This is a genomic window from Pseudomonas sp. FW305-25, from assembly GCF_017351415.1.
Classification (GTDB): domain Bacteria; phylum Pseudomonadota; class Gammaproteobacteria; order Pseudomonadales; family Pseudomonadaceae; genus Aquipseudomonas; species Aquipseudomonas chlororaphis.
The window spans coordinates 126,001-150,235 of sequence record NZ_JACNDE010000006.1 but is presented as its reverse complement, the minus strand read 5'-3'; the positions used below and the strand labels follow the sequence as shown (position 1 = coordinate 150,235).

Annotated in this window: 24 protein-coding genes; 16 read left to right on the top strand and 8 right to left on the bottom strand. The window is 64.6% G+C overall.

Annotated elements, in window-relative coordinates:
- The first annotated feature begins 40 nt into the window (after positions 1-40).
- The 4 genes from uvrD (at position 41) to J4E58_RS08560 (ending at position 4,817) form a co-directional block, all read left to right on the top strand.
- On the top strand, positions 41-2,224 hold the full coding sequence (gene uvrD, locus J4E58_RS08575; RefSeq protein ID WP_063433437.1) for a DNA helicase II: 2,184 nt from the start codon (positions 41-43) through the stop codon (positions 2,222-2,224).
- 256 nt (positions 2,225-2,480) lie between these two features.
- Positions 2,481-3,359 carry a Tim44 domain-containing protein gene (locus tag J4E58_RS08570; RefSeq protein ID WP_007927597.1) on the top strand — a complete coding sequence of 293 codons (879 nt, stop codon included), beginning with the start codon at positions 2,481-2,483 and terminating at the stop codon, positions 3,357-3,359.
- Positions 3,360-3,497: 138 nt separating this feature from the next.
- Positions 3,498-3,905, top strand: a complete 408-nt coding sequence (locus J4E58_RS08565) for an SMI1/KNR4 family protein (RefSeq protein WP_007927598.1) — start codon at positions 3,498-3,500, stop codon at positions 3,903-3,905.
- 60 nt (positions 3,906-3,965) lie between these two features.
- Positions 3,966-4,817, top strand: coding sequence for an alpha/beta hydrolase (locus J4E58_RS08560; RefSeq protein WP_087087438.1), 852 nt, complete (start codon positions 3,966-3,968; stop codon positions 4,815-4,817).
- Here J4E58_RS08560 and J4E58_RS08555 read toward each other — a convergent pair.
- Positions 4,814-6,577 carry a cation:proton antiporter gene (locus J4E58_RS08555; protein ID WP_087087436.1) on the bottom strand — a complete coding sequence of 588 codons (1,764 nt, stop codon included), beginning with the start codon at positions 6,575-6,577 and terminating at the stop codon, positions 4,814-4,816. The two genes, J4E58_RS08560 and J4E58_RS08555, sit on opposite strands and share 4 nt — an antisense overlap.
- A 266-nt stretch (positions 6,578-6,843) precedes the next feature.
- Here J4E58_RS08555 and J4E58_RS08550 point away from each other — a divergent pair, with 266 nt between their 5' ends.
- Complete coding sequence (locus J4E58_RS08550; RefSeq protein ID WP_007927601.1) at positions 6,844-7,326, top strand: acyl-CoA thioesterase; 483 nt, start codon at positions 6,844-6,846, stop codon at positions 7,324-7,326.
- Between the two features lie 62 nt (positions 7,327-7,388).
- On the opposite strand, the gene pdxY is transcribed toward J4E58_RS08550, so the two are convergent.
- Positions 7,389-8,261 carry a pyridoxal kinase PdxY gene (pdxY, locus tag J4E58_RS08545; RefSeq protein ID WP_007927602.1) on the bottom strand — a complete coding sequence of 291 codons (873 nt, stop codon included), beginning with the start codon at positions 8,259-8,261 and terminating at the stop codon, positions 7,389-7,391.
- Positions 8,262-8,377: 116 nt separating this feature from the next.
- On the opposite strand from pdxY, the gene J4E58_RS08540 reads away from it, so the two are divergent.
- Positions 8,378-8,773 (top strand): DUF3301 domain-containing protein, encoded by a 396-nt coding sequence (locus J4E58_RS08540; RefSeq protein ID WP_007927603.1) that lies wholly within the window; start codon positions 8,378-8,380, stop codon positions 8,771-8,773.
- Between the two features lie 150 nt (positions 8,774-8,923).
- Here the strand turns inward: J4E58_RS08540 and J4E58_RS08535 are convergent, their stop codons facing one another.
- The 4 genes from J4E58_RS08535 to dksA form a co-directional block, all read right to left on the bottom strand.
- A complete protein-coding gene (locus J4E58_RS08535) occupies positions 8,924-9,886 on the bottom strand; it encodes a GTP-binding protein (RefSeq protein WP_087087434.1) in 963 nt (320 codons plus the stop codon).
- Positions 9,887-10,052: 166 nt separating this feature from the next.
- Positions 10,053-10,751 carry a DUF1826 domain-containing protein gene (locus J4E58_RS08530; protein ID WP_087087431.1) on the bottom strand — a complete coding sequence of 233 codons (699 nt, stop codon included), beginning with the start codon at positions 10,749-10,751 and terminating at the stop codon, positions 10,053-10,055.
- Positions 10,751-11,959 carry a zinc metallochaperone GTPase ZigA gene (zigA, locus tag J4E58_RS08525; RefSeq protein WP_087087430.1) on the bottom strand — a complete coding sequence of 403 codons (1,209 nt, stop codon included), beginning with the start codon at positions 11,957-11,959 and terminating at the stop codon, positions 10,751-10,753. The genes J4E58_RS08530 and zigA overlap by 1 nt, the downstream gene beginning before the upstream one ends.
- Positions 11,960-11,992: 33 nt before the next feature.
- Positions 11,993-12,397, bottom strand: coding sequence for an RNA polymerase-binding protein DksA (gene dksA, locus J4E58_RS08520; protein WP_009051641.1), 405 nt, complete (start codon positions 12,395-12,397; stop codon positions 11,993-11,995).
- Positions 12,398-12,531: 134 nt separating this feature from the next.
- Here dksA and J4E58_RS08515 point away from each other — a divergent pair, with 134 nt between their 5' ends.
- Positions 12,532-12,912 (top strand): glutamine synthetase, encoded by a 381-nt coding sequence (locus J4E58_RS08515; protein ID WP_087087428.1) that lies wholly within the window; start codon positions 12,532-12,534, stop codon positions 12,910-12,912.
- A gap of 119 nt (positions 12,913-13,031) precedes the next feature.
- Here J4E58_RS08515 and J4E58_RS08510 read toward each other — a convergent pair whose 3' ends face one another.
- Positions 13,032-14,252 (bottom strand): N-acetylmuramoyl-L-alanine amidase, encoded by a 1,221-nt coding sequence (locus tag J4E58_RS08510; RefSeq protein ID WP_087087426.1) that lies wholly within the window; start codon positions 14,250-14,252, stop codon positions 13,032-13,034.
- A gap of 129 nt (positions 14,253-14,381) precedes the next feature.
- Between J4E58_RS08510 and folE2 the strand changes: the two genes are divergently transcribed.
- Genes folE2 through thrS form a run of 8 tightly spaced genes read left to right on the top strand, consistent with a single transcriptional unit; the run spans position 14,382 to position 21,978 of the window.
- Entirely contained in the window at positions 14,382-15,278 is an 897-nt protein-coding gene (gene folE2, locus J4E58_RS08505) for a GTP cyclohydrolase FolE2 (RefSeq protein ID WP_007927611.1), read from the top strand.
- The gene (locus J4E58_RS08500; protein WP_087087423.1) at positions 15,275-15,943 is read left to right on the top strand and encodes a metal ABC transporter ATP-binding protein; all 669 of its coding nucleotides are present in this window, start codon (positions 15,275-15,277) and stop codon (positions 15,941-15,943) included. Before folE2 ends, J4E58_RS08500 begins: the two co-directional genes overlap by 4 nt.
- Complete coding sequence (locus J4E58_RS08495) at positions 15,943-16,809, top strand: metal ABC transporter permease (protein ID WP_087087421.1); 867 nt, start codon at positions 15,943-15,945, stop codon at positions 16,807-16,809. The genes J4E58_RS08500 and J4E58_RS08495 overlap by 1 nt, the downstream gene beginning before the upstream one ends.
- Positions 16,810-16,820: 11 nt before the next feature.
- Positions 16,821-17,705 (top strand): metal ABC transporter substrate-binding protein, encoded by an 885-nt coding sequence (locus tag J4E58_RS08490; RefSeq protein ID WP_087087418.1) that lies wholly within the window; start codon positions 16,821-16,823, stop codon positions 17,703-17,705.
- Positions 17,702-18,139, top strand: a complete 438-nt coding sequence (gene hisI, locus J4E58_RS08485; protein ID WP_087087416.1) for a phosphoribosyl-AMP cyclohydrolase — start codon at positions 17,702-17,704, stop codon at positions 18,137-18,139. The genes J4E58_RS08490 and hisI overlap by 4 nt, the downstream gene beginning before the upstream one ends.
- Entirely contained in the window at positions 18,136-18,696 is a 561-nt protein-coding gene (locus J4E58_RS08480; RefSeq protein ID WP_053263163.1) for a carbonate dehydratase, read from the top strand. The genes hisI and J4E58_RS08480 overlap by 4 nt, the downstream gene beginning before the upstream one ends.
- A gap of 2 nt (positions 18,697-18,698) precedes the next feature.
- Positions 18,699-20,036, top strand: a complete 1,338-nt coding sequence (locus tag J4E58_RS08475) for a dihydroorotase (protein ID WP_087087415.1) — start codon at positions 18,699-18,701, stop codon at positions 20,034-20,036.
- A gap of 43 nt (positions 20,037-20,079) precedes the next feature.
- Positions 20,080-21,978, top strand: coding sequence for a threonine--tRNA ligase (thrS, locus tag J4E58_RS08470; protein ID WP_087087413.1), 1,899 nt, complete (start codon positions 20,080-20,082; stop codon positions 21,976-21,978).
- Positions 21,979-22,058: 80 nt separating this feature from the next.
- On the opposite strand, the gene J4E58_RS08465 is transcribed toward thrS, so the two are convergent.
- Positions 22,059-22,580 (bottom strand): DUF3617 domain-containing protein, encoded by a 522-nt coding sequence (locus J4E58_RS08465; protein WP_007927620.1) that lies wholly within the window; start codon positions 22,578-22,580, stop codon positions 22,059-22,061.
- Positions 22,581-22,789: 209 nt separating this feature from the next.
- Between J4E58_RS08465 and cls the strand changes: the two genes are divergently transcribed.
- Positions 22,790-24,229 carry a cardiolipin synthase gene (gene cls, locus J4E58_RS08460; RefSeq protein ID WP_087087411.1) on the top strand — a complete coding sequence of 480 codons (1,440 nt, stop codon included), beginning with the start codon at positions 22,790-22,792 and terminating at the stop codon, positions 24,227-24,229.
- Positions 24,230-24,235: the final 6 nt, after the last annotated feature.

Below are 24,235 nucleotides of genomic sequence, written 5' to 3'. Positions count from 1 at the left end.
TTGGTTTGCCCGGTGTGCGCCAGCCCCCTAGAATGCCCCGATGCGCGATGATCTCTCCCTTCTGCTGAACTCCCTCAACGATGCCCAACGCCAGGCCGTAGCCGCCTCCTTGGGTCGTCAGTTGGTCCTGGCCGGTGCTGGCTCCGGTAAAACCCGAGTGCTGGTGCACCGTATCGCCTGGTTGATCCAGGTCGAGAACGCCTCGCCCCACTCCATCCTGTCGGTGACCTTCACCAACAAGGCCGCTGCCGAGATGCGCCAGCGCATCGAGCAGTTGATGGGTATCAACCCGGCCGGCATGTGGGTCGGCACCTTCCACGGCCTGGCGCACCGCCTGCTGCGGGCGCACTGGCAAGAGGCCGGCCTGAGCCAGACCTTCCAGATCCTCGACAGCGACGACCAGCAACGCCTGGTCAAGCGGGTGATCCGCGACCTCGGCCTGGACGAGCAGCGCTGGCCGGCCCGGCAGGCCCAGTGGTTCATCAACGGGCAGAAGGACGAAGGCCTGCGTCCGCAACACATTCAAGCCAGCGGCGACCTGTTCCTGGCCACCATGCGCGGCATCTACGAAGCCTACGAGGCCGCCTGCCAGCGCGCCGGGGTCATCGACTTCTCCGAGCTGCTGCTACGTGCCCTGGACCTGTGGCGCGACCACCCGGGCCTGCTGGCGCACTACCAGAAGCGTTTCCGCCACGTGCTGGTGGACGAATTCCAGGACACCAACGCCGTGCAGTACGCCTGGTTGCGCCTGCTGGCCAAGGGCGGCGACAGCCTGATGGTGGTGGGCGACGACGACCAGTCGATCTACGGCTGGCGCGGCGCGAAGATCGAGAACATTCACCAGTATTCCGAAGACTTCCCGGACACCGAAGTGATCCGCCTGGAGCAGAACTATCGCTCCACCGCCGGCATCCTCAAGGCCGCCAACGCCCTGATCGCCAATAACACCGGGCGCCTGGGCAAGGAGCTGTGGACCGACGGCGGCGAAGGCGAAGCGATCAACCTGTACGCCGCCTTCAACGAACACGATGAAGCGCGCTACGTGGTGGAAACCATCGAAAGCGCCCTGAAAACCGGCCTGGCCCGCAGCGATATCGCCATCCTCTATCGCTCCAACGCCCAGTCGCGGGTGCTGGAAGAGGCGCTGCTGCGCGAGCGCATTCCGTACCGCATCTACGGCGGCCAGCGCTTCTTCGAACGCGCCGAAATCAAGAACGCCATGGCCTACCTGCGCCTGCTCGAAGGTCGCGGCAACGACGCGGCCCTGGAGCGGGTGATCAACGTGCCGACCCGCGGCATTGGCGAAAAGACCGTCGAAGCGATTCGCGAACACGCGCGCCACAGCCATGTGTCGATGTGGGAAGCGATGCGCCAGCTGGTGGCCAATAAAGGCGTGACCGGGCGTGCCGCCGGTGCCCTGGGCGCCTTCATGGAGCTGATCGAGCACCTGGCGGCGAAAACCGCCGAGATGCCGTTGCACCTGATGACCCAGACCGTTATCGAGCAGTCCGGCCTGATCGCCTACCACGAAGCGGAAAAAGGCGAGAAAGGCCAGGCCCGGGTAGAAAACCTCGAGGAACTGGTCAGCGCCGCGCGCAACTTCGAGCACACCGAAGAAGACCAGGAACTGACGCCGCTGGCGGCCTTCCTCGGCCACGCTTCGCTGGAAGCCGGCGACACCCAGGCCGACGAGCACGAAGACAGCATCCAGCTGATGACCCTGCACAGCGCCAAGGGCCTGGAATTTCCTTACGTGTTCCTGGTGGGCATGGAAGAAGGCCTGTTCCCGCACAAGATGAGCCTGGAAGAGCCCGGCCGCCTTGAAGAGGAACGTCGCCTGGCCTACGTCGGCATCACCCGGGCGATGCAGAACCTGGTGATGACCTACGCCGAAACCCGACGCCTGTACGGGAGCGAGACCTACAACAAGGTGTCGCGTTTCGTACGGGAGGTACCGAAGGGGCTGATCCAGGAAGTGCGCCTGTCCAACAGCGTCAGCCGTCCGTTCGGCGGTGGCCAGTCGCAGAGCACCAGCAGCCTGTTCGGCGGCAGCGAGATCCCGGACACCGGACTCAGCCTCGGCCAGGCGGTACGCCACTCGGTATTCGGCGACGGCGTGATCCTCAACTTCGAAGGCGCCGGCGCCCAGGCCCGGGTCCAGGTGAACTTCAGCGAAGGCAGCAAGTGGCTGATGCTCGGCTACGCCAAGCTCGAAGCCATCTGACGCCTTGACCTCCTTCGCCATGCCGGGGCGATGCTTCTGAACCAGAAGCATGCCCCGCGGCATGGGGCGAAGTCGGGCTGACCGGCCACTGAGCCGTTGCATCCGCCCAACGGACAAACCTGTATAGGGCCCACTTGCCTCGACCCAAGCTGAACCGCGGCTGTCAGGCAAAAGCCCGAAACACTCTGCCGCTAGCCAGTGACACTTCACCTGTGCAACATGGCGCGCGTGCCATCCACAAATGGGAATTCCCTTTATGAAACGTTTTCTTAGCATCGCCATGGCGTTGTGCATCGGCCTGACGATGAGCCTCGACGCCAACGCCAAGCGCTTCGGTGGCGGCAAAAGCGCTGGCGCCGCGCCGACCCACCAGACCAGCCAGATGGCTCCGTCCTCTTCCGGCATGGGTTCCACTGCCGCGACCGCCGGCGCTGCCGGTGCCGCGGGCGCTGCCACCAAGGCCAGCGGCGCCTCGCGCTGGCTCGGCCCTCTTGCCGGTATCGCCGCAGGCGGTCTGCTGGCCTCCATGTTCATGGGCGACGGCTTCCAGGGCATGCAGATCTTCGACATCCTGATCATGGCGGTCATCGCCTTCCTGGTCTTCCGCTTTATCGCCGCCCGTCGTCGCAAGCAGCAGGAGCAGTACGCTCCAGCCGGCCACGCACCAATGCAGCGTGAAGCCTTCGAGCCAAAACCTGCCTCCGGTTCGATCTTCGGTGGTTCGGCTGCACCTGCCGCCGCGGCCCGTCCGGTAATCAACGCGCCAGCCTGGTTCAACGAAGAGCGTTTCGTCGAAGCCGCGCGCAACCACTTCCAGTCCCTGCAGCAACACTGGGACGCCAACGAAATGGACAAGATCGCCGAGTTCGTGACCCCGCAGATGCTGCAATTCCTGAAGCAGGAACGTGCCGATCTGGGCGACGGCTTCCAGTCGACCTACATCGACAACCTCAATGTGCAACTGGAAGGCGTCGACGACCGCGCCGACAAGACCATCGCAACCCTGACCTTCACCGGCGTGTCGAAGACCTCGCGTTTCGACCAGGGCGAAGTGTTCAGCGAAAGCTGGAACATGGAGCGCGCCCAGGGCGAAAATCAGCCTTGGCTGGTTGCAGGTATCCGCCAGAACGGCTGATTCTCTCCAGTGTCACATCGGTAATCGCAAAACCCCGGCTCAGGTCGGGGTTTTGCATTTCACGATTGCACTTATAGCGAGCTACTGTATAAACCGCCGTCTATTAAACCGCGCCATAGAGCTAAGAGGACCCAGGCCGTGGAAGAAGTCATCGAGCAACTCCGTGAAGCAAACGAACCGGTACCCGTTCCCCTGGAACTGCCGGATGAAGACCTGCTGGTGGAAATCGAAGAACAGCTGTTCATCAATATCCCGTTCGTCTTCAAAGAGTTCCTGTTGACCGTGAGCGATGTCGTCTACGGCAGCCTGGAGCCGGTCACCGTGACCGACCCGCAATCCCACACCTACCTGCCGGAAGTGGCCGCCACCGCCTGGGACATGGGCGTGCCGCGCGAGCTGATCCCGATCTGCCAGGACGGTGACGACTACTACTGCGTCGAGGAAGACGGCACCGTGGTGCTGTGGTCCGGCGAAGAAGAGCTGATCACCGAAGAGTCCTGGGAATCGGTGTGGCACTGGGCGCGGGACGTCTGGCTGGAAAGCTGATCGGCCTTGCGCGGTTTCGCCCCGCGGGCACAGGCGCATGGATCGACTGCCACCCGTTGCATGACGTTCACAAGCGGTCGCGCCCCCCGCTCGATCGCCGCATTGACACTACTCGCCAGCAGCCTGCTGGCGGGTTGTCAGTCGCCCATGGCTCAGTTGCAAAGCCTGAGCACGCAGTACGCCCATCAGGTCGAAGTCCTGCCCACGTCACCCTTCCCGCTCGCCAGCAGCCTGCCCCTGCGCTTACCCAAACAACCCCGCCTGCGCGTCTACCTTGAAGGCGACGGCCATGCCTGGGCGACAGCCCGCCAACCCAGCCTCGACCCCAGCCCGCAGCACCTGCTGATGGCGCAACTGGCGCTGAGCGATCCGCGTCCCAGCGTCTATCTGGCCCGCCCCTGCCAATTCGTCAGCGCGGCCGACTGCACGGCGGCCATCTGGACCGACCAGCGCTTTTCCCCAGCGGTACTGCGCAGCCTCGACCAGGCCCTCGACCGCCTCAAGCGGCGTTATGGCAATCAGGATTTCGAGCTGATCGGCTATTCAGGTGGCGCGGCACTGGCCCTGTTGCTGGCCGCGCGGCGAGACGACATTGCCCAGGTGCAAACCCTGGCCGGCAACCTGAGCCCTCGGCTATGGGTCAGTACGCTGGGGCTGAGCCCGTTGCACGGCTCCCTCGAGCCGCTGGACCAGGCACCCAAGCTGGCCCTGGTGGCGCAACGGCATTTGCTCGGCCAGGCCGACCGCAGCGTGCCTGCCAGCCTCTACCCCGCCTATCGGCAGGCATTGGGGACGCAAGCCTTCTGCGTGCAATCCGTCAGCCTACCCAGGGTCACCCACGACCAGGGCTGGGTCGAAGCCTGGCGACACTGGCGCGACCAACCGCTGAGTTGTGCATCACCCGGCGATTAGTGCCCATTGTCTTCCTTGTGGTTATCCAGGGTATCGAGCAAGGCCACCTGCATGCGGGTGTGCACGCGGATGAACCAGCGCCACAGCAGCGCGGCCACCGCCGCCGTCACCACCGCGATCAGCACCAGCAGCTCGGTGGTCGGCAGGATGCTCGAAGACAGCGCCGCCAGCAGCAGGAAGATCACCAGCAGCGACAGCACCGGAATCACCTCGGCGATCACCCGGCGCACGCGCTGGGTGTGACGCCCGGCCATTTCCGGCTTCACCCCCATCTCCGCCAGCAGCATCGACAGGGCCTTGAGCTTGCGATAGGCGGCGATCAGGAACGGCAGCGACAGCAGCAGCGCCCCGCCCCAGATCAATGCCTTCTGCCAGCTCGGATCACTGATCCAGTCCTGCAGGTATTCGCCGATGCGCGCGGCGAAATAACCGCCGGAGAAGAAGATCGCCACCACCAGCGCCAGATTGACCCCGACCTGCAACAAGATCCGCCGGATCATCGACGCCAGCAGCGCCCCCTCGCCATGGGGCTGGATACTGCGCAGCCATTCGCCGTACATGCCCAGCACCCGGCTCAGGCGGGTCGGCATCACGGCGGCGAGCTTCAGCGACAGCGGGTCGGCGGCGCGGATCAGATAAGGTGTGAGCAAGGTGGTAATGGCCGATACGGCGACCGCCACCGGGTAGAGAAAGTCGCTGGTGACCTGCAGGGTCATGCCCAGCGCCGCGATGATGAAGGAGAACTCGCCGATCTGCGACAGGCCCATGCCGACCCGCAGCGAGGTGCGGCCATCGTTGCCGGCGATAAAGGCGCCCAGGCCGCAGGACAGCATCTTGCCCAGCACCACCGCGACGGTGATCACCGCGATCGGCCAGGCGTATTGCAGGAGGATCTGCGGGTCGATCATCAGGCCGATGGCGACGAAGAAGATGGCGCTGAACATGTCACGTACCGGCTCGATCAGCCGCTCGATCTTCAGCAATTGCCGCGACTCGGCCATGATCGCGCCGATCAGGAAGGCGCCGAGCACCATGCTGTACTCCAGCTTGACCACCAGCAGGCAGAAGCCGAAGCACAGCCCCAGCACGGTAATCAGCAACATCTCGTTGCTTTCGAACTTGGCCACGTAGGCCAGCAGCCGCGGGACCAGCAGGATGCCGATGACCAGGGCGACGATCATGAACAGCGAGAGCTTGCCGACGGTGGAGAACACTTCCCCGGAGCTGACAGTGCCGCTGACCGCGATGCTCGAAAGCAAGGCGATGATGCCGATGCCGAGGATGTCTTCGACGATCAGCACGCCGAAGATCAGCTGGGCGAAGCGCTGGTTCTTCATCTTCAGGTCGTTGAGCGCCTTGACGATGATGGTGGTCGAGGAAATCGCCAGGATCGCGCCGAGGAACAGCGAGTCCATGGTGTTCCAGCCGAACCAGCGGCCGATCTCGTAGCCGATCCAGATCATCAGCACGATTTCCATGAACGCCGCGATAAAGGCCGTGGCGCCGACCTTGAACAGCTTGCGCAGGCTGAACTCCAGGCCCAGGCAGAACATCAGGAAAATCACCCCCAGCTCGGCCAGGGTCTTGATCGTGTCTTCGTCGTGGATCAGGCCGAACGGCGGGGTGTGCGGGCCGATGATGAAGCCGGCGACGATATAGCCGAGGACCACCGGCTGCTTGAGCCGGTGGAAGAGAATGGTCACCACGCCTGCGACCAGCATGATCACTGCCAGGTCCTGAATAAAGCTGATGGCATGCATGGCGTGGGGCTCCTTGGGGTCGTGTTCTTGCGGGCGGCGCGGGGGCGTTGCGCAGCCTGCCGGCCAGCGGGAAAAGCCCTTGGGACGGGCTTTTGAAGGTTAACATCGCGACTTGTGCCAGAAAGGCGGTGCAATATATGGAAACAGATAGATCGCCGCGTGACGGCGATCGCGGGCGCAGCGTCCCGTTATCGATGGTTTGAAACGCTGACCAAGCACCCGCAGAGGTGCGCCCCGCAACCCCTGCCTTAACCCGTGAGTGTGCTATGGAACCCGGAAACGCCCAGCTGTCGATGACGGTATTGATGACCCCTGACATGGCCAACTTCTCAGGCAATGTCCACGGCGGCACCCTGCTCAAGTACCTCGATGAAGTCGCCTACGCCTGCGCCAGCCGTTATGCCGGCCGTTATGTGGTGACCCTGTCGGTGGACCAGGTGATCTTCCGCGAGCCGATCCACGTCGGCGAACTGGTGACCTTCCTGGCCTCGGTCAACTACACCGGCAACACCTCGATGGAGGTCGGTATCAAGGTGGTCACCGAGAACATCCGCGAGCGCTCGGTGCGCCACACCAACAGTTGCTTCTTCACCATGGTGGCCGTGGACGACCAGCGCAAACCCGCCGCCGTGCCGCCACTGCAACCGCAAACCAGCGAAGACAAACGCCGCTTCATGCAGGCCCAGCAACGCCGGCAGATCCGCCAGGAGCTGGAAAAGCGCTATCAGGAAATCAAGGCCGACGCCTGATTGTCCAAGACAGGCTCGCTTCTGCCGAGCGAGCCTGTTGGCAATAAGCCCCCACGCACCCGTTACAGCTCGATCGGTACCGCCTCGAACCGCACCCGTGGATGGGTGATCCGGTCCTGGGCCCGTATCAGTTGCAGTTCGTAACTGGCGCAGGCCTGGGTTTCCAGCAGCACTTCATGCACCGCCGCGGCGGTGAACTCGAACGCCGCCACCAGGCTGTCGCCCAGCAGCACCCGGGCCAGGAACAGGCCCGAAGTCAGGTCGCCCACACCCACCGGCTGACGCGGGAATGCCAGCAGCGGACGACGCAGGTGCCAGCTGCCTTCGGCGGTCACCAGCAACATTTCGAAGCCGTCCGGCAGCTTGCCCGGATAATCCAGATGCTTGACCAGCACCGCTTTCGGGCCACGCGCCAGCAGCGCCCGGGCCATGGCCAGGCAGTCGAACAGCGACTGCGGCTTGCGCCCGGCGAAGCTGTCCAGCTCCAGTTGGTTGGGGCAGAGGAAATCCGCCACGGCCGCCGCCTCTTCCAACAGGAAGTCGCTGACCTCCTGGGGCACGCTGCAACCCTTTTCCGGGTGGCCCATCACCGGGTCGCACAGGTACAGGGCCTTGGGGTTGGTCGCCTTGATCCGCGCCACGCCACCGAGGATCGCCCGCCCCTGCGCCGCGCTGCCCAGGTAGCCGGACAGCACCGCGTCGCAGTTACCCAGTTCGCCGATGGCGGCAATGCCTTCCACCAGCTCCGGGATCTGGTGCGGCGACAGCACCTCGCCGGCCCACTGGCCGTATTGCGTGTGGTTGGAGAACTGCACCGTATTGAGCGGCCAGACATTCACCCCGACCCGCTGCATGGGAAACACCGCGGCGCTGTTGCCGGCATGGCCGAAGACCACATGGGACTGGATCGCAAGCAGATGAGGCGTACGTTTCATTCGGGTCATTCCGTAAAACGATTGAAATTCGAGCCGCGCAGTATGCGACTAAACGCAACCTGTACGACAGACCGAAGACGCAGTTAAGCTGGTGCGACTTCGTTGGAGCGCACCTCATGCTGACCCTTGGAAACATTTTCGTGCTGATGCTGCTGGCGACCGGCGCTGCCTGGCTATGGCACAACCACGGCCTGCGCGAGCGGGCGCTGGAGAGGGTCAAGCAGCATTGCGCGCGGCTCGATATCGAGCTGCTGGACGGCAACGTGGCGTTGAAGCGCATCGGTTTCGTCAGGGACGCCAGTGGTCGCCGGCGCCTGGCCCGGATCTACACCTTCGAATTCACCGTCACCGGCGAAACCCGCCATGCGGGGACCATCACCCAGTTCGGCGCCCACAGCGCGCAGATCGAGCTGGCGCCCTACCCGATTGCAACGCCCGCGCCGCCACCCGTGCCGACACACAGCGCCGAAGTGATCGAACTGAGCCAATGGCGCGAAGGACGCAGCAAGTAAGGCCAACCGCCTATGCACTCCTGTAGGAGCGAGGCTTGCCCGCGATAGCCGCGAAGCGACGGTTTTTCCTGGCAAAACGCGTCATCGTTGACGATTTTTTCGCGGGCAATCGAGCGTCGACCGGCCGCTCCTACAGAAGCAGGGGTTGGATTATTGGCAGCACTCAGCCAGGGACTGTTGCAGGGTGGCCACGTCCTGCGGCTCGCTGAAGATCAGCTCGATACGTGAATCGCGGCGCCACTCGCTGGCTTGCCAGTGCAGCGCGGCGTTATCCAGGGCGTTGCCCGAGACCCAGCCCTGCGCACCGTGGATCACCAGCTTGGCCCGGCGCCAATCAAGGCTCGCCAGCCATTGCTCGAGGCACCGAACATCGAATACCTGGCTCGGGTGCCAGCGCCAACCGATGCTCCAGCCGCCCTCCTGGGCCTGGCTCAGGCAGATGGGCTGGGCCGGATCGGTCCAGATCGCCGGCAGCTGCGCCAATCCCTTGGGTACTTCGAAGGCCTCGACGGCAGCCCCCGCGCGAGCCTCCACGCCAGGCAAGCGCTCCAGCGCCAAGATCCCGCGGGTAGTCCAGAGCAGCGGACAGGCCGGCAACTGCTCGAGAATGCCCTGACGCTGCGCCGCGTCGAGCCCTTCGTCCTTGTTCAGCAGCAACAGGCCGGCGCTGGGCAATGCTTCCTGTTGGGCCTGCGGCAGCGGCTTGCCGGCCGCCAGCGCCTGGGCATCGAGGACCAGCACGCAAGGTTGCACGGCCAGGACCTTTTGCCAGGGCGCCTCGCGCAATTGCTGGAGCAGCTGCGCCGGGTGCCCCAGGCCGGAAGGTTCGATAAACAGGCGATCGGGCCGGGCCTTGCGCAACAGGCGCCCCAGGCCCACCTGGAATGGCGCGCCGTTGACACAGCACAGGCAGCCGCCGGCCACTTCGCCCAGGGCGATACCGTCCTCGTCCCGGGCCAGCAGCGCCGCGTCCAGGCCGATCTGGCCGAACTCGTTGATCAGCACCGCCCAGCGCTCATGGGCCGGACGCTGTGCCAACAGGTGCTGGATCAGGCTGGTCTTGCCCGCGCCGAGGGGGCCGGCGATGACGTGGGTGGGGATGTTGTGCAGCATGGGGGAACGCTCGGGAAGGAGGAGATTGATCCTACGCGCTAACCCGCGACAGCGAAATTCCTGTAGCCGCTGCCGCAGGCTGCGATAAGGCGCGCAGCGCCTTCCGAGGGCCTCAAGAGCACGTCTCCTGCGGAGCCGATCGCAGCCTGCGGCAGCAGCTACAGGGTCAGCCGAGCCAGTCCAGGGTGAGGATCAGCCGGCGCTCGCCGGGGGCCGGTTGCGGCGAGCGGTGGATCAGGCCGAAACCCTCGTTGCCCAGCCATTTCTCGCCCTTGAACAGGGCCACCTCGCCGCTGGCCATCTGCTGGATCAGCGCGGCATCCGTGGGTTCGGCCTCGGCCTGGCCCAGTTGCCGACGATCCATCGCGCCCTCGCGCAGCCATTGGCTACCGACACCGGCATAGGTGGTGATCAGCCGTACCGGCACATGGTCGACATGAAAGCGCGGGCACATGGCCTTATCCAGCACCCGCAAGCGCAGGCCGACGCGCTTGGCCCCCAGCAGGCAGGCAAAGGCGCTGACCAGCCAGGCGACATCGGCGATAAAGCCATCGTAGCCCAGCAGATCGCTGAAGCCAGAAGCCAGGCCGCGCAGGTTCGGCTCGGCGTCCTCGGTGTCGAGTTCCAGCGACAGCGACTCGGCCAGCGGTTCGTTCAGCGACAGCAGCAAGGCGCCGAAATCGGCGATATGCGCCGGCAACTGGCGCTGCCACAGGGCCAGGTTGACCTCGTCGTCCAGCACCTCGGCGAGGACGATAGGGGCCGGGCCGCAAGCCTCGCGGCGTATCGGTTTTTGCAGGGTTGGTCGCAGGAGCGGCTTCGCAAGCAGGTGCGCTCCCACAGGGGACAGTGGTTGGTAGAGCATCAGGCGGCGGCCTCTTCATGCCAGGGGCCGAACGGGTCGCGCATCAGGCGCCAGCCTTCCGTGCCCTGGGCCATTTCGTCGTCCGTCAGCAGGCAATCGTCGAGTTCGGCGGTGAGCCGGGCGAAGTCGATGTTCTGGCCGATGAACACCAGTTCCTGGCGGCAGTCGCCGGTGGCGGCAGTCCAGTTCTGCATGATCGCCGCAGTGCTTTCCGCGTCCTGCGGCCAGTGTTGCTTCGGCACGAAACGCCACCAGCGTCCGGCGAAACCATGACGCATCAGCCCCCCCGCCTGGGACCAGCTGCCGGCCTCCTGGTGCTTGCTGGCGAGCCAGAAAAAGCCCTTGGAACGCAGCAGTTTGCCGTTGCTCCAGGGGCGGTTGATGAAATCGAAAAAGCGCTGTGGATGGAAGGGTCGCCGCGCCCGATAGGCGCTGGAGGCGATGCCGTATTCTTCGGTTTCCGGCACGTGCTCGCCGCGCAGCTCCTGCAGCCAGCCCGGCGCCTGGGCAGCGCGCTCGAAGTCGAAACGACCGGTGTTGAGGATCTTCGCCAGCGGCACTTCGCCCATCACCATGGGGATGATTTCCGCCTGGGAATTGAGGCGTTCGAGGATAGCGATCAGTTCCTGGCGCTCGTCGCTGCCGATCAGGTCGATCTTGCTGATCAGGATCACGTCGGCGAACTCGATCTGCTCGATCAACAAATCGGTGATCGAACGCTCATCTTCCTCGCCCAGGGTTTCGCCGCGGGACGCCAGGCTTTCCGCGGCCTGGTAATCGAGCAGGAAGTTCATGCCGTCGACCACGGTGACCATGGTGTCCAGCCGCGCGATGTCGGCCAGGCTCTGCCCCGCTTCGTCGCGAAAGGTGAAGGTCTCGGCCACCGGCAGCGGCTCGGAGATGCCGGTGGACTCGATCAACAGGTAATCGAAACGCCCGTCCCTGGCCAGCTTGCCGACCTCTTCCAGCAGGTCTTCGCGCAGGGTGCAGCAGATGCAGCCGTTGCTCATTTCGACCAGTTTTTCTTCGGCGCGGTTGAGGCTGACATCGCGCTGCACTTCGCTGCCGTCGATGTTGATTTCGCTCATGTCGTTGACGATCACCGCCACCCGCAGGTTGTCGCGGTTGCGCAGAACGTAGTTGAGCAGCGTGCTTTTGCCGGCGCCGAGAAAGCCGGACAGCACGGTAACGGGAAGACGGTCGGTCATCAGGTGATCCTCATCGGGGGCTGGGGGGCTGGGTCAGATCGCCCGTTGATGGCGTTCGCGCAGCTCTTGGCGTTCTTTGGCTTCGATACACAGGGTGGCGGTGGGCCGCAGCAGCAGGCGCCTGAGGCCAATGGCCTCGCCGGTTTCGCGGCACCAGCCGTACTCGCCACGGGCCAGGCGTTCGAGGGCTTCGTCGATCTTGTCCAGCAGCTTCTTTTCCCGCTCCAGCAGGCGCAGTTGCCACTGACGCTGCTCTTCGGCACTGCCGATATCGGCGGGGTCGCTGTGGGGCTCCTGCTCGCGCAGCACCTCGAACTCGCCATCGATGCGCTCTTGCAGCTCGACGCGCTGCGCCAGCAGCAGCTCACGGAAATAGGCCTGCTGGACGTCGTTCATGTAGTCCGCCTCGGGCTGGGCGAGAAGTTGCGCTTCGGTCATCGGGCGTTCAGTCATGGTGGGTCACGGATCAGGCTTTATTTAATGTTATAGTATAACAATACAAATAAGCCAACCCTCTCTTGCCGCCCGCGACGAAGGGCGGGATGCTTGAGCGTCCCCTGCCGAGAAACCCCATGCGCCACGTCTTGAAATACACGCTGCTGAGCCTGTCCCTGCTGGTCGCGGACACCGCCATCGCGCAAGTGCCCAGCGCCCTGGCCACCTGCACCCGCAGCGCCAACCTGCTGGCCTGCGTGGATGCCGAAGGCAATGCGTACAGCGTCGCGGCCGCGGGCAGTACTACCTATCTGCGGGGTTTCGAAGTCGCCGGCAAACGTTATTGGGCGCAGACCAACAGCCGTTACGGCCAGCTGACCTTCTTTACCGGCCTGGCCTCCGACGGCGAAGCCTGGGTCGGCTACAGCCAGCGCGTCGGCTGGACCACCCGCAACCGCTTTTCCAGCTCCGGCGGCAGCAGCGGCAAGTTCACTTGCAGCCGGATCACTGGCTGCTAAGCAAAGCATTTTGTAGGAGCGAGGCTTGCCCGCGATGGACGCTTACGCCGTATAGCTGATACACCGCAGCGTCTTCATCGCACGCAAGCTGTGCTCCTACAGAAGCAGGCTGGGCCGCGTCAGGCCTGGGCTTTTTTCTGCTCCTGCAACCAGGCCATGTAGCTGTTCACCGGCGGGTTCTTCTGGAAGTAGCTCTGCAAGCCCGCGAATAGCCCATCGGCAATCGCCTGCTGGTGCCGCGCGGTGACCAGGCGCTGGCTGTCGCGGCTGTTGGAGATGAAGCCGGTCTCCACCAGGATCGAGGGCACGTCGGGGGACTTGAGCACCGCGAAACCGGCCTGTTCCACGCGCTTCTGATGCAGGGTGGTGATGCCCGCCAGGCTGCCCAATACGGTGCCGCCCAACTGCAGGCTGGCGGCAATGGTGGCGTTCATCGACATGTCGAGAATCACCCCGGCGAGCATCGGGTCCTTGTCTTTCAGGTTGAGCAGGCTGGTGGCGCCCAGCAGGTCGGCGCCGTTCTCCCGCTGCGCCATGAAGCGCGCCGTGGCCGACGTCGCACCACCTTCCGACAGCGCGTAAACCGAAGCCCCGGACGCCGTCAGGCGTGGCGCCGCATCGGCATGCACCGAGATAAACATGTCGGCCTTGTGCTTGCGGGCGATCTCCACCCGCTTGCGCAGCGGCACGAAGAAATCGTCGTTGCGCACCAGCTTCACATCGAAGCCCTTCTCACGCTTCAGCCGCTTGGCCAGCAGCTGGGCGATCGCCAGCACCACATCCTTCTCCCGTTCGCCACGGGCGCCGACCGCCCCCGGGTCCTTGCCGCCATGACCCGGGTCGACCACCACGATGATGTCGCGCTTGGGATGCCCCCGGTCCGCCGGTGTTTCACGCGGCAAAACGGGAGCGGCGACCGCCACGATCTGCTGCGGGACGCGGCTGGCATTGCTCAGGTCGAGCACCAGGCGGTGGCCCTGGCCGTCCTGGGGCGGCAGCAAAAAGCTGTCGAGCCGCAGCGGTTCGGCCAGGTCGAGGACGATCCGCGTATCGCCCTGGCCAAAGTGCCCGGAACGGATCGAGCGAATCGGCGTGTTGGCCAGGGCCAGTTGGCTGAAATCGCCACTGAGCTGCGCGCCGCGAAGGTCGATGATCAGCCGTTCCGGCGCGCTGAGAGAGAAGGTCTTGTACTGCACTGGCCCACTCAGATCGAGCACCAGGCGCAGCTTGTCGGCTGAGTTCCATAACCGCAGGTTGCGAATCTGGGTGGCGGACACCCCCAAAGGCAGAACCAAGGCCGCGCTGGCCAACAGCAGGTTGAGCAACTGACGTCTGTGCATGACTTACACCGCAGATTGAGGAGCATCCGTACTCGAAAGGCTTGATGAAAAAACGTTCAGGAAAAAGGTTTCATCGACTGCATTGTTATAATATAACATGTCGGATTGTTTCCAACGATGGACCTGCTCATGAATGCGCTGACTCTGCCGGATATCGCCGCGCAGGCCGCACGCCAGGCCCTGCCCCTTGAGTGGGTGGGCATGTGTGGCATTGCCTTACCTGTGTTGTTTGATGGCCAGCGGATTGGCGCAACAGCGGATGCCGGCGTCAGCCTCGACGACGGCGAAGCCCGCGGCATTCATATGTCGCGCCTGTATCTGGCGCTGGAAATGCTCGAACAGGAAAATCTCACCCCGGCCCTGATGCGCCAGGTACTGCAACGTTTTCTCGACAGCCACGACGGGCTGTCCAGCAGTGCCTACCTGCGAATTCATGCCGATCTGCTACTGAAACGCCCCGCCTTGATCAGCCCGTTGGCCGGCTGGAAAACCTATCCGGTGAGCATCGAAGCGCACCTGAAAAACGCAATGTTCCACGTGGAACTAAAAATCGAGGTGCCTTATTCCTCGACGTGCCCCTGTTCAGCCGCGCTTTCCAGGCAGCTGATTCAGCAACAATTCATCGATGATTTCGCCAACCGGGCGCTGCACCATGAAGACATCCTGACCTGGCTCGGCTCCTCGAAAGGCATAGTCGCCACGCCCCACAGCCAGCGCAGCACCGCGCAATTGCAGTTGCGCCTGGATGATTTTCTCGATGAGTTGCCGTTGATGGCGGCGATCAACGACGCCGAAGCCGCCCTCGGTACTGCCGTGCAAACCGCGGTGAAACGCGCCGACGAACAAGCCTTCGCCCTGGCCAACGGGCAAAACCTGATGTTCTGCGAAGACGCCGCGCGCCGCCTGAACCTCGCCTTGCAACGTTCGCCAGGCATCCGCGCCTTCCAGGTGCGCGTGGTGCACGCCGAAAGCCTGCACGCCCATGACGCCGTGGCCGAGAGCCGCTGGAACTGGGAGCTCGCATGATCAGCCTGCAATCGCTACGTTGGGGCGCGCCCGGCCAACCGCTGACGCCGGCACTCGACCTTGAGCTGGAGCCCGGCAGCCTGACCGCCATCATCGGCGCCAACGGCTCGGGCAAAAGCAGCCTGCTGAAAGTCATCGCCGGCCTGCAAAAGCCCTTGGCCGGGAAGATCAAGTTGCAGGTCCCTCGCCGTGGCGGCCTGTCCTTTCTGCCGCAGCAGCAGTACCTCGACCGGCAGTTCCCCATCACCCTGCAGGAATTGGTGGCCGCCGGTTTCTGGGGCGATCGGCAAAGCGCGCAACAGCGTGCCGGACGTTTGCAGCAGGTGCTCGCAGACTGGTGCCTGAGCGGCCTGGAACAACGCCCGTTGATGGCCCTGTCCGGTGGCGAATTGCAACGTGCCCTGCTCGCCCGCCTGAGTCTCGCCGATGCCCCGCTGTTGCTGCTGGACGAACCCCACGCCGCCCTGGACGAGCTGGGCCAGGCCCTGCTGTGGAAACACATCCACAGCTGGCAGCAGCAAGGTCGCACGCAAATCGTGGTCTGCCATGACCTCGCCGCCGTGCGTCAGCACATCCCCCAGGCCCTGCTGATCAAGGCCAGCGGTTGCCGGTTCGGCAGCAGCGAAGAACTGATCGTCCAGCCCATTCAGATGCAGGTGGCCTGATGCTCGCCGCCGCCCAGCTTTGGCAGCCCTTCCACGAGTTCGTGTTCATGCGCCGGGCATTGCTCGGCGGCCTGGCGCTGGCATGCAGCACAGCACCGTTGGGGGTGTTCCTGATCCTGCGGCGCATGAGCCTGATCGGCGACGCCGTGGCCCACGGCATCCTCCCCGGCGCGGCGCTGGGCTTCTGGTTCGCTGGGTTGAGCCTGCCGGCACTGACGCTCGGCGGCCTCGGCGCCGGACTCGGCATGGCCGGCCTGGCCGCCTGGATTACCCGGCGCACCGGCTTGCGCGAGGACGCCAGCCTGGCCGCGATCTACCCGATTTCCCTGGCCAGCGGCGTGCTGATTCTCGGCCTCGCCGGCAAACGCCTGGACCTGCTGCACCTGCTGTTCGGCTCGGCCCTGGCGGTGGACGGGCCGACCCTGGAGGGCATGCTCTGGGTCTCCGGACTCAGCCTGCTGGCCATGGCGCTGATCTACAAAGCGTTGCTGCTGGACACCCTCGACCCACTGTTCCTCAACAGCGTCAGCCGCCTCGGCCCCCTCGCCCACGGCCTATTCCTGACCCTGGTGGTGCTGAACCTGGTGATCGGTTTCCAGGCCATCGGCGCCTTGATGGTGGTCGGCCTGATGATGCTACCGGCCGCCGCTTCGCGCTTCTGGAGTCGCCGCCTGCCGGTGCTGATCGGCATTGCCGCGGTGCTCGGTTGCCTCTCGGTGTGGCTCGGCCTGTTGCTGTCGTTCCACTACTCGCTGCCCAGCGGCCCGGCCATCGTCCTGGTGGCGGGCGGCCTGTACCTGCTGTCCGTGGTGTTCGGTCCGGTGCACGGTCTGCTGCGCCGCCCGCCTTTGCTCACATCCCCATGAGGTGTTCCCCGATGCGCGCCCTACTCGTGCTCTTCAGTCTGTTGCTGCCGTTGTCGCTGTCGCCCGCCCAGGCCGCGGACAAACTCGCTGTGGTCACCAGCTTCAGCATCCTCGCCGACATCACCCGCCAGGTCGGCGGCGAGCATATCCAGATCACCGACATGGTCGGTCCGGACGCCGACGCCCACACCTACGAACCGACGCCGGACGATGCCAAGGCCCTGCTCAAGGCCCGGCTGATCATCAAGAACGGTCTGGGTTTCGAGCCCTGGCTGGATCGCCTGGTGGCCAGTACCGGCACCCGGGCCACGGTGATCACCGCCAGTCGCGGAGTGATCCCGCGCTCGCTGGATGAGGACGGCGAGACCGTGCCCGACCCGCACGCCTGGCACAACCTGGCGAACGCCGAACTCTATGTGAGCAACATCACCAAGGCGCTGGTGGCCGCCGACCCGGCGAACAAAGCTGATTACGAACGCAACAGCCAGGCCTACCTGAAACGGATCTACGCGCTGCTGGCCGAAGCCAAGGCCAAGTTCGGCGCGCTGCCGCCGGGCAACCGCAAGATCGTCACCTCCCACGACGCCTTCGGTTACCTGGGGCAGGCCTATGGCATCGACTTCATGGCCCCGCAAGGCCTGTCCACCGAACGCGAACCCTCGGCCGCCGAAGTCGCGGCGCTGATCACCCAGATCCGCAACGCCAAGGTCAAGGCGGTGTTCATGGAGAACATCAAGGACGCGCGCCTGCTCAAGCAGATCGCCGACGAAAGCGGCGCCCATATCGGCGGCACCCTGTACTCCGACGCCCTCTCTGCGCAGGGGCCAGCCAGCACCTTCACCGGGCTGTTCGAATACAACCTGAACACCCTGTACGACGCCCTGAGCCAGCCATGAACAAGCGCCCACCGCTGTCGATGCTCGACCTGGAAAGCGCGCCTCTGGGCAGCCGTTGGCCGCTCACCAGCGTTCTCGATGCCCTGCCATGGAACGCCGACGGCCTGATCGCCGCCATCGCCCAACAGCACGACAGCGGCGAGGTGCTGATGCTGGCCTGGATGAACCGCAAGGCGCTGGCCGAGACCCTGGCCAGCGGGCAGGTCTGCTACTGGTCGCGCTCGCGCCGGCAACTGTGGCGCAAGGGCGAAAGCTCGGGGCATCGCCAGCGCCTGCTCGAAGCGCGCCTGGACTGCGACGGCGACGCCGTCCTGCTGCTGGTGGACCAGCAAGGCCCGGCCTGCCACACCGGGCGCCCCAACTGTTTCTACAACGCCATTCGCGACGGCGCGGTGCAGATCATCAGCGCGCCGCTACAGGAAACCCCAGCATGATTCGCAAGAACCCCTCCGGCGATCTGCCGGTCATCGCCGAGTCGGCCTATGTCGACAAGACCGCCATCATCTGCGGCAAGGTGGTGATCGGCGAGAACGTATTCGTCGGCCCCTACGCGGTGATTCGTGCCGACGAAGTCAACGAGCAAGGCGCCATGGACCCGATCGTCATCGGCGCCAATTCGAACATCCAGGACGGCGTGGTGATCCACTCCAAATCCGGCGCGGCGGTGACCATCGGCGAGTTCACCTCCATCGCCCACCGCTCCATCGTCCATGGCCCGTGCACGGTCGGCGACCGGGTCTTCATCGGCTTCAACAGCGTGCTGTTCAACTGCGCGGTCGGCAACGGCAGCGTGGTGCGACACAACTCGGTGGTCGATGGCCGCGACCTGCCGCAAGGCTTCTACGTGCCCTCCACCACCCGCATCGGGCCCAACACCGACCTCTCGCAGTTCCCGCCGGTCAGCGTCAGCGCCTCGGAGTTTTCCGAAGACGTGGCGCGCACCAACGTCGATCTGGTGCGCGGTTACAAAGCCCTGCAGAACGAGTTCTGAACATGAACAGCGTGCTGATTCGCAACGCCCGGCTGGTCAATGAAGGACGCGAGTTCGACGCCGACCTGCTGGTGGACCACGGGCGCATCGTCAAGATCGCCAGCAGCATCGAAGGCGAGAATGCCCGCACCGAAATCGACGCCCAGGGCCAGTGGCTGCTGCCGGGCATGATCGACGACCAGGTGCATTTCCGCGATCCCGGCGCGCCGGAGAAAGGCAGCTTCCACAGCGAGTCGCGGGCGGCCGTGGCGGGTGGCATCACCAGTTTCATGGACATGCCCAACACCCAGCCCGCGACCCTGACCCTGGCCGCGCTGGAGGACAAGAAGCGCCGAGCGGCGATCCACTCGGTGGCCAACTATGGCTTTCACTTCGGCGTCAGCCGCGACAACCTCGACACGGTCGCCGCCCTCGATCCGTGCCTGGTGGCCGGGGTCAAAGTGTTCATGGGCGCCTCCACCGGCAACATGCTGGTGGACGATCCGCAGGTCCTCGAGCGGTTGTTCGCCGAGGTGCCGACCATTCTCCTGGCGCACTGCGAACACACGCCCAGCATCCAGGCCAACGAACGGCGCATGCAGGAGCGTTTCGGCGAAGCGATTCCCGCCGTGGCCCACTCCCTGATCCGCGATGCCGAAGCCTGCTATCGCTCCTCGTCGCTGGCCGTGGATCTGGCCAAGCGTCACGGCACTCGCCTGCATGTCTTGCACCTGACCACTGCCCGCGAACTGGAACTGTTCGAAGACCAGCCCCTGGCGCAAAAGCGCATCACCGCCGAAGTCTGCCTGCACCACCTGCTGTTCGACGACCGTGATTACGCGCGCCTCAGGCACCTGATCAAATGCAACCCGGCGATCAAGACCCGGGCCGACCGCGACGCCCTGCGCCAGGCCTTGCTCGGCAACCGCCTGGATGTAATCGGCAGCGATCACGCGCCGCACACCTGGGCACAGAAACAGCTGCCCTACCGCCAGGCGCCTTCCGGGCTGCCGCTGGTGCAACACGCCCTGCCCGCCCTGCTGGAACTGGTGGCCGATGGCGTGCTGCCCATCACCACCCTGGTGGAGAAAACCAGCCACCGGGTCGCCGACCTGTTCGCCATTCCCGATCGCGGCTACCTGCGCGAAGGCTACTGGGCCGACCTGGTATTGATCAGGCCCGAGCCCGAGGGCCTCGCCGTGGCCCAGCAACCGATCCTCGCCCAGTGCGGCTGGACGCCCTTCGCCGAACGGCGTTTCCGGCACAGCGTCGACACCACCCTGGTATCGGGGCAACTGGCCTGGCACGCCGGGCGCCTCTACGACAACTGCCAGGGTTTGCCGCTGCGTTTTACCCGCTGATCCCTTCCCTGAACCCCTCCCCAGGAACACCAAGGAACACCCGATGATTCACATCACCCTGCCCGACGGCTCACAACGTGAGTACGACCAGCCGCTTTCCGTGTACGAGGTGGCCGCGAGCATCGGCCTCGGCCTGGCCAGGGCGGCGGTCGCCGGCCGGGTGAACGATCGACTGGTGGATTGCTCCTTTATGCTGGAGGGCGATGCCCGGGTCAGCATCGTCACCGCCCGCGAGCCCGAGGGCCTGGAGATCCTGCGTCACTCCTGCGCGCACCTGCTGGCCATGGCGGTGAAGGAGTTGTACCCCTCGGCCCAGGTCACCATCGGCCCGGTGATCGAGGACGGCTTCTTTTACGACTTCGCCTACGAACGGCCCTTTACCCCCGACGACCTGCAGCGCATCGAAGCGCGCATGACCCGCCTGGCCGCGACCAACCATGCGGTACGCCGGCGCGAGCTGAGCCGTGACGACGCCCTGGAATACTTCGCCAGCCTGGGCGAGCACTACAAGGCCGAGCTGATCCGCGACATCCCGCAGGACCAGGTGCTGTCGCTGTACCGCCAGGGCGATTTCGAAGACCTGTGCCGTGGCCCCCACGTGCCGTTCAGCGGCATCCTCCAGGCGTTCAAGCTGACCAAGGTCGCCGGCGCCTACTGGCGCGGCGATGCCAGGAACGCGCCGCTGCAACGGATCTACGGCACCTGCTGGGCCACCCAGAAAGACCTCAAGGACTACCTGACCCGCCTGGAAGAAGCCGGCAAGCGCGACCACCGCAAGCTCGGACAGCAACTGGACCTGTTCCACTTCGACGACTGCGCGCCGGGTTCGGTGTTCTGGCATGCCAAGGGCTGGACCCTGTTCCAGCAACTGATCGGCTACATGCGCCGGCGCCAGGACCAGGCCGGCTATCAGGAAGTGAACACCCCGGATGTGATGGACCGCGGCCTCTGGGAAACCTCCGGGCACTGGCAGAACTACCGCGACCATATGTTCAGCACCACCACCGAAGACCAGCGGGTGTTCGCCCTCAAGCCGATGAACTGCCCCGGCGCGGTGTCGATCTTCAGCCGTGGCCTGAAAAGCTACCGCGACCTGCCGCTGCGCATCGCCGAGTTCGGCAAGGTGCATCGCTACGAACCCTCCGGCGCGTTGCACGGGTTGCTACGGGTGCGCCACTTCACCCAGGACGACGCGCACATCTTCTGCACCCCGGCGCAGATGCAGGCGGAATGCGCGAGCACCATCGCCCTGGTGTTCGACATCTATCGCGACTTCGGCTTCCACGACGTCGCGGTCAAGCTCTCCACCCGGCCGGCCCATCGCATCGGCAGCGACGCGCTGTGGGACCAGCTGGAAGGCGCCTTGTCCGGCGCCCTGGAAACGATGGCGATCGACTACCGGATCAACCCTGGCGAAGGCGCGTTCTACGGCCCGAAACTGGAGTTCGTGCTGCGCGACGCCATCGGCCGTGACTGGCAATGCGGCACCCTGCAGGTCGATCTCAACCTGCCGGAACGTTTCGATATCAGCTACATCGACGAGCACGGCGAACGCCAGCGCCCGGTGATGCTGCATCGCGCGCTGTTCGGTTCCCTGGAGCGTTTTATCGGCATCCTCATCGAGCATTACAGCGGCGCCCTGCCCTGCTGGCTGGCGCCGCGGCAGGCGGTGGTGATCAACATCAGCGAAGGTCAGGCGGACTATGCCCGGTCGGTGGCCGACAGCCTGTCACGCCAGGGCCTGCGAGCCAGCGCCGACCTGCGCAACGAGAAGATCAGCTACAAGATCCGCGAGCACAGCCTGCAAAAGGTGCCGTACCTGCTGGTGGTGGGCGACAAGGAAAAGGACGGGGGATTTGTCAGCTTGCGCAGCCGCAATGGCGAGGACCTGGGGCGGTGGGCGGTGAGCGAGGTGGTGGAGCGCTTGCGGATAGAGTTGTAGCGACAGACGCCATCGCGAGCAAGCTCGCGCCTACAGGTTTAATACGATCCCCTGTAGGAGCGAGCTTGCTCGCGATGCTCTTAGGCTCTTGGCTTGACCGTCCCGCAATCCTGCCCCAGCCACACCGCACGGGTGTCCATGCTGCCCTTCTGCTGGAAGCCGGTGGCATTGAAGGTGCCGATGACGTTGGTGGTGAACTCACGATCGCTGAGGAATTTCGCCACGCCCGAGCCCTGGGCTTTCGGGCAGCTGAAGCGGAATTTCCACTGGTTGGAGGTGCGGTCGGTGACCTCCTGGCGGCAACCCGATTGCGGGTCCTGCAGCGGGATGGTGTCGGACTTCACCTGCTCCGGCGTCAGGCACACGCGGATGCCCTTGCCGCCCATGGTCACGCCCTGCTTCTCCAACTGCGCCCGTTGCTCGGGCGTCAGCTGTTGTTGCAACTGACCGAGAATCAACGACAGGTCCGGCAGGCTCTGGTCATCAACTTTCATGTTGCTGGTGGTCAGTTCCCACAGGCCCGGTTGCAGCATCTGGGCCTGCGCGGCCAGCGGAAGCGAGACAACGGCGGCCATGGCCAAACCCAGTAGACGAAGCTTCATCGAATGACTCCTAGACAGTAGTGGCCGTTAGACGCCAAAAATGCAGCGGCGTTGCATGGCGAATTAATTAGCGACAATCATGCTCGAACATGGTCTGTTAGGGTCTGCAACGAAGAGTTGGCGAGCTTTGCACGTAGCGCCGAAGGCGCCCGGCACGCCGCTTTTCATACGGACCCCAGCATTGAATCTTCAGGAGCAAGGCTGTCCCCATGGATTATTTTGGCCCACATATTTTTGGCTATCTGATTGCCACCCTGCACTTTCTCGGCCTGATCGCCGCCATCCACGCCGTGCTGACCGTCAGGACCGCCCAAGGCTCCATCGCCTGGGCCCTGTCGCTGTTGTTCATGCCGTACCTGACCCTTATCCCTTATCTGGTGTTCGGCCGCAGCACCTTCGATGCCTATATCAAGGCCCGGCGCCAGGCCAACCTGGAGATGCGCAAGGCGATCAACGAGCTGAACTGGCGCCCCTGGATCGAGGAGGCCCTGAGCGCCCGCGCCTCCGCCGCCTACACCTCGCTGCGGGCCATGCCCAAGCTGGGCCGCATGCCCTGCCTGGCCAGCAACCATGTACAACTGCTGGTCAACGGCGATGCCACCTTCGCCGCGATTTTCCAGGCCATCGAACGTGCCCGCACGGCGGTGCTGATCCAGTTCTTTATCATCCACGACGACGACCTTGGCCGACGCCTGCAAGCGCTGCTGCTGAAAAAGGCTGGCGAAGGCGTGGCGATCCACCTGCTCTACGACCGCATCGGCAGCCATTCCCTGCCCCACGCCTATGTGCAGCCCCTGCGCGACGCCGGTATCCAGGTGCATGCCTTCGCCACCCGCAGCGGCTGGCTCAACCGCTTCCAGATCAACTTTCGCAATCACCGCAAGATAGTGGTGGTGGATGGCCTGCTGGGGTTTGTCGGCGGGCATAACGTAGGCGACGAATATCTGGGGAAAAAACCGCCGTTGGCGCCTTGGCGCGATACCCATGTTTCGGTCAGCGGTCCGGTGGTGGCCTGCCTGCAGGAATCCTTCGCCGAAGACTGGTTCTGGGCCTCGCGGCAATTGCCGCCGTTGATCCTGCCGGACACCTACCCCGATGACGGCGTGCTGTGCCAGGTGCTGGCCAGCGGCCCGGCGGACCCTTATGAAACCTGCTCGCTGTTCTTCGTCGAAGCCATCCACGCGGCGACCGAACGGGTGTGGATCACCAGCCCCTATTTCGTTCCCGACGAGGCCGTGTTCGCCGCCTTGCGCCTGGCTGCCCTGCGCGGGGTGGATGTGCGGATCCTGCTGCCGTCGCGCGCGGACCACCGGATCGTCTACGCGGCGTCCAGCCTGTACGCCTTCGAAGCCGTACGCGCCGGGGTGCGGGTGTTCCGTTATCAGCCGGGTTTCCTGCACCAGAAAGTGGTGCTGATCGACAGCGAAATCAGCGCGATCGGCAGCGCCAACCTGGACAACCGCTCGTTCCGCCTGAATTTCGAGGTGATGTTGCTGACCGTGGACGAAGCCTTCGCCAGGGAGGTGGAACAGATGCTCAACCTCGACTTCGAGCGTTCCCGCGAAATCGCCAAAGAAGAAAGCCGGGAAACCCACCGCCTGCAACAACTTGGCATGCGGGTCGCCCGGCTTATTTCACCGATCCTCTAGCGTCGG

Coding starts and splice junctions, on each gene's coding strand:
- uvrD (WP_063433437.1), top strand. CDS start 41: ATGCGCGATGATCTCTCCCTTCTGCTGAACTCCCTCAACGATGCCCAA.
- J4E58_RS08570 (WP_007927597.1), top strand. CDS start 2,481: ATGAAACGTTTTCTTAGCATCGCCATGGCGTTGTGCATCGGCCTGACG.
- J4E58_RS08560 (WP_087087438.1), top strand. CDS start 3,966: ATGACGTTCACAAGCGGTCGCGCCCCCCGCTCGATCGCCGCATTGACA.
- J4E58_RS08555 (WP_087087436.1), bottom strand. CDS start 6,577: ATGCATGCCATCAGCTTTATTCAGGACCTGGCAGTGATCATGCTGGTC.
- J4E58_RS08550 (WP_007927601.1), top strand. CDS start 6,844: ATGGAACCCGGAAACGCCCAGCTGTCGATGACGGTATTGATGACCCCT.
- pdxY (WP_007927602.1), bottom strand. CDS start 8,261: ATGAAACGTACGCCTCATCTGCTTGCGATCCAGTCCCATGTGGTCTTC.
- J4E58_RS08540 (WP_007927603.1), top strand. CDS start 8,378: ATGCTGACCCTTGGAAACATTTTCGTGCTGATGCTGCTGGCGACCGGC.
- J4E58_RS08535 (WP_087087434.1), bottom strand. CDS start 9,886: ATGCTGCACAACATCCCCACCCACGTCATCGCCGGCCCCCTCGGCGCG.
- J4E58_RS08530 (WP_087087431.1), bottom strand. CDS start 10,751: ATGCTCTACCAACCACTGTCCCCTGTGGGAGCGCACCTGCTTGCGAAG.
- zigA (WP_087087430.1), bottom strand. CDS start 11,959: ATGACCGACCGTCTTCCCGTTACCGTGCTGTCCGGCTTTCTCGGCGCC.
- dksA (WP_009051641.1), bottom strand. CDS start 12,397: ATGACCGAAGCGCAACTTCTCGCCCAGCCCGAGGCGGACTACATGAAC.
- J4E58_RS08515 (WP_087087428.1), top strand. CDS start 12,532: ATGCGCCACGTCTTGAAATACACGCTGCTGAGCCTGTCCCTGCTGGTC.
- J4E58_RS08510 (WP_087087426.1), bottom strand. CDS start 14,252: ATGCACAGACGTCAGTTGCTCAACCTGCTGTTGGCCAGCGCGGCCTTG.
- folE2 (WP_007927611.1), top strand. CDS start 14,382: ATGAATGCGCTGACTCTGCCGGATATCGCCGCGCAGGCCGCACGCCAG.
- J4E58_RS08500 (WP_087087423.1), top strand. CDS start 15,275: ATGATCAGCCTGCAATCGCTACGTTGGGGCGCGCCCGGCCAACCGCTG.
- J4E58_RS08495 (WP_087087421.1), top strand. CDS start 15,943: ATGCTCGCCGCCGCCCAGCTTTGGCAGCCCTTCCACGAGTTCGTGTTC.
- J4E58_RS08490 (WP_087087418.1), top strand. CDS start 16,821: ATGCGCGCCCTACTCGTGCTCTTCAGTCTGTTGCTGCCGTTGTCGCTG.
- hisI (WP_087087416.1), top strand. CDS start 17,702: ATGAACAAGCGCCCACCGCTGTCGATGCTCGACCTGGAAAGCGCGCCT.
- J4E58_RS08480 (WP_053263163.1), top strand. CDS start 18,136: ATGATTCGCAAGAACCCCTCCGGCGATCTGCCGGTCATCGCCGAGTCG.
- J4E58_RS08475 (WP_087087415.1), top strand. CDS start 18,699: ATGAACAGCGTGCTGATTCGCAACGCCCGGCTGGTCAATGAAGGACGC.
- thrS (WP_087087413.1), top strand. CDS start 20,080: ATGATTCACATCACCCTGCCCGACGGCTCACAACGTGAGTACGACCAG.
- J4E58_RS08465 (WP_007927620.1), bottom strand. CDS start 22,580: ATGAAGCTTCGTCTACTGGGTTTGGCCATGGCCGCCGTTGTCTCGCTT.
- cls (WP_087087411.1), top strand. CDS start 22,790: ATGGATTATTTTGGCCCACATATTTTTGGCTATCTGATTGCCACCCTG.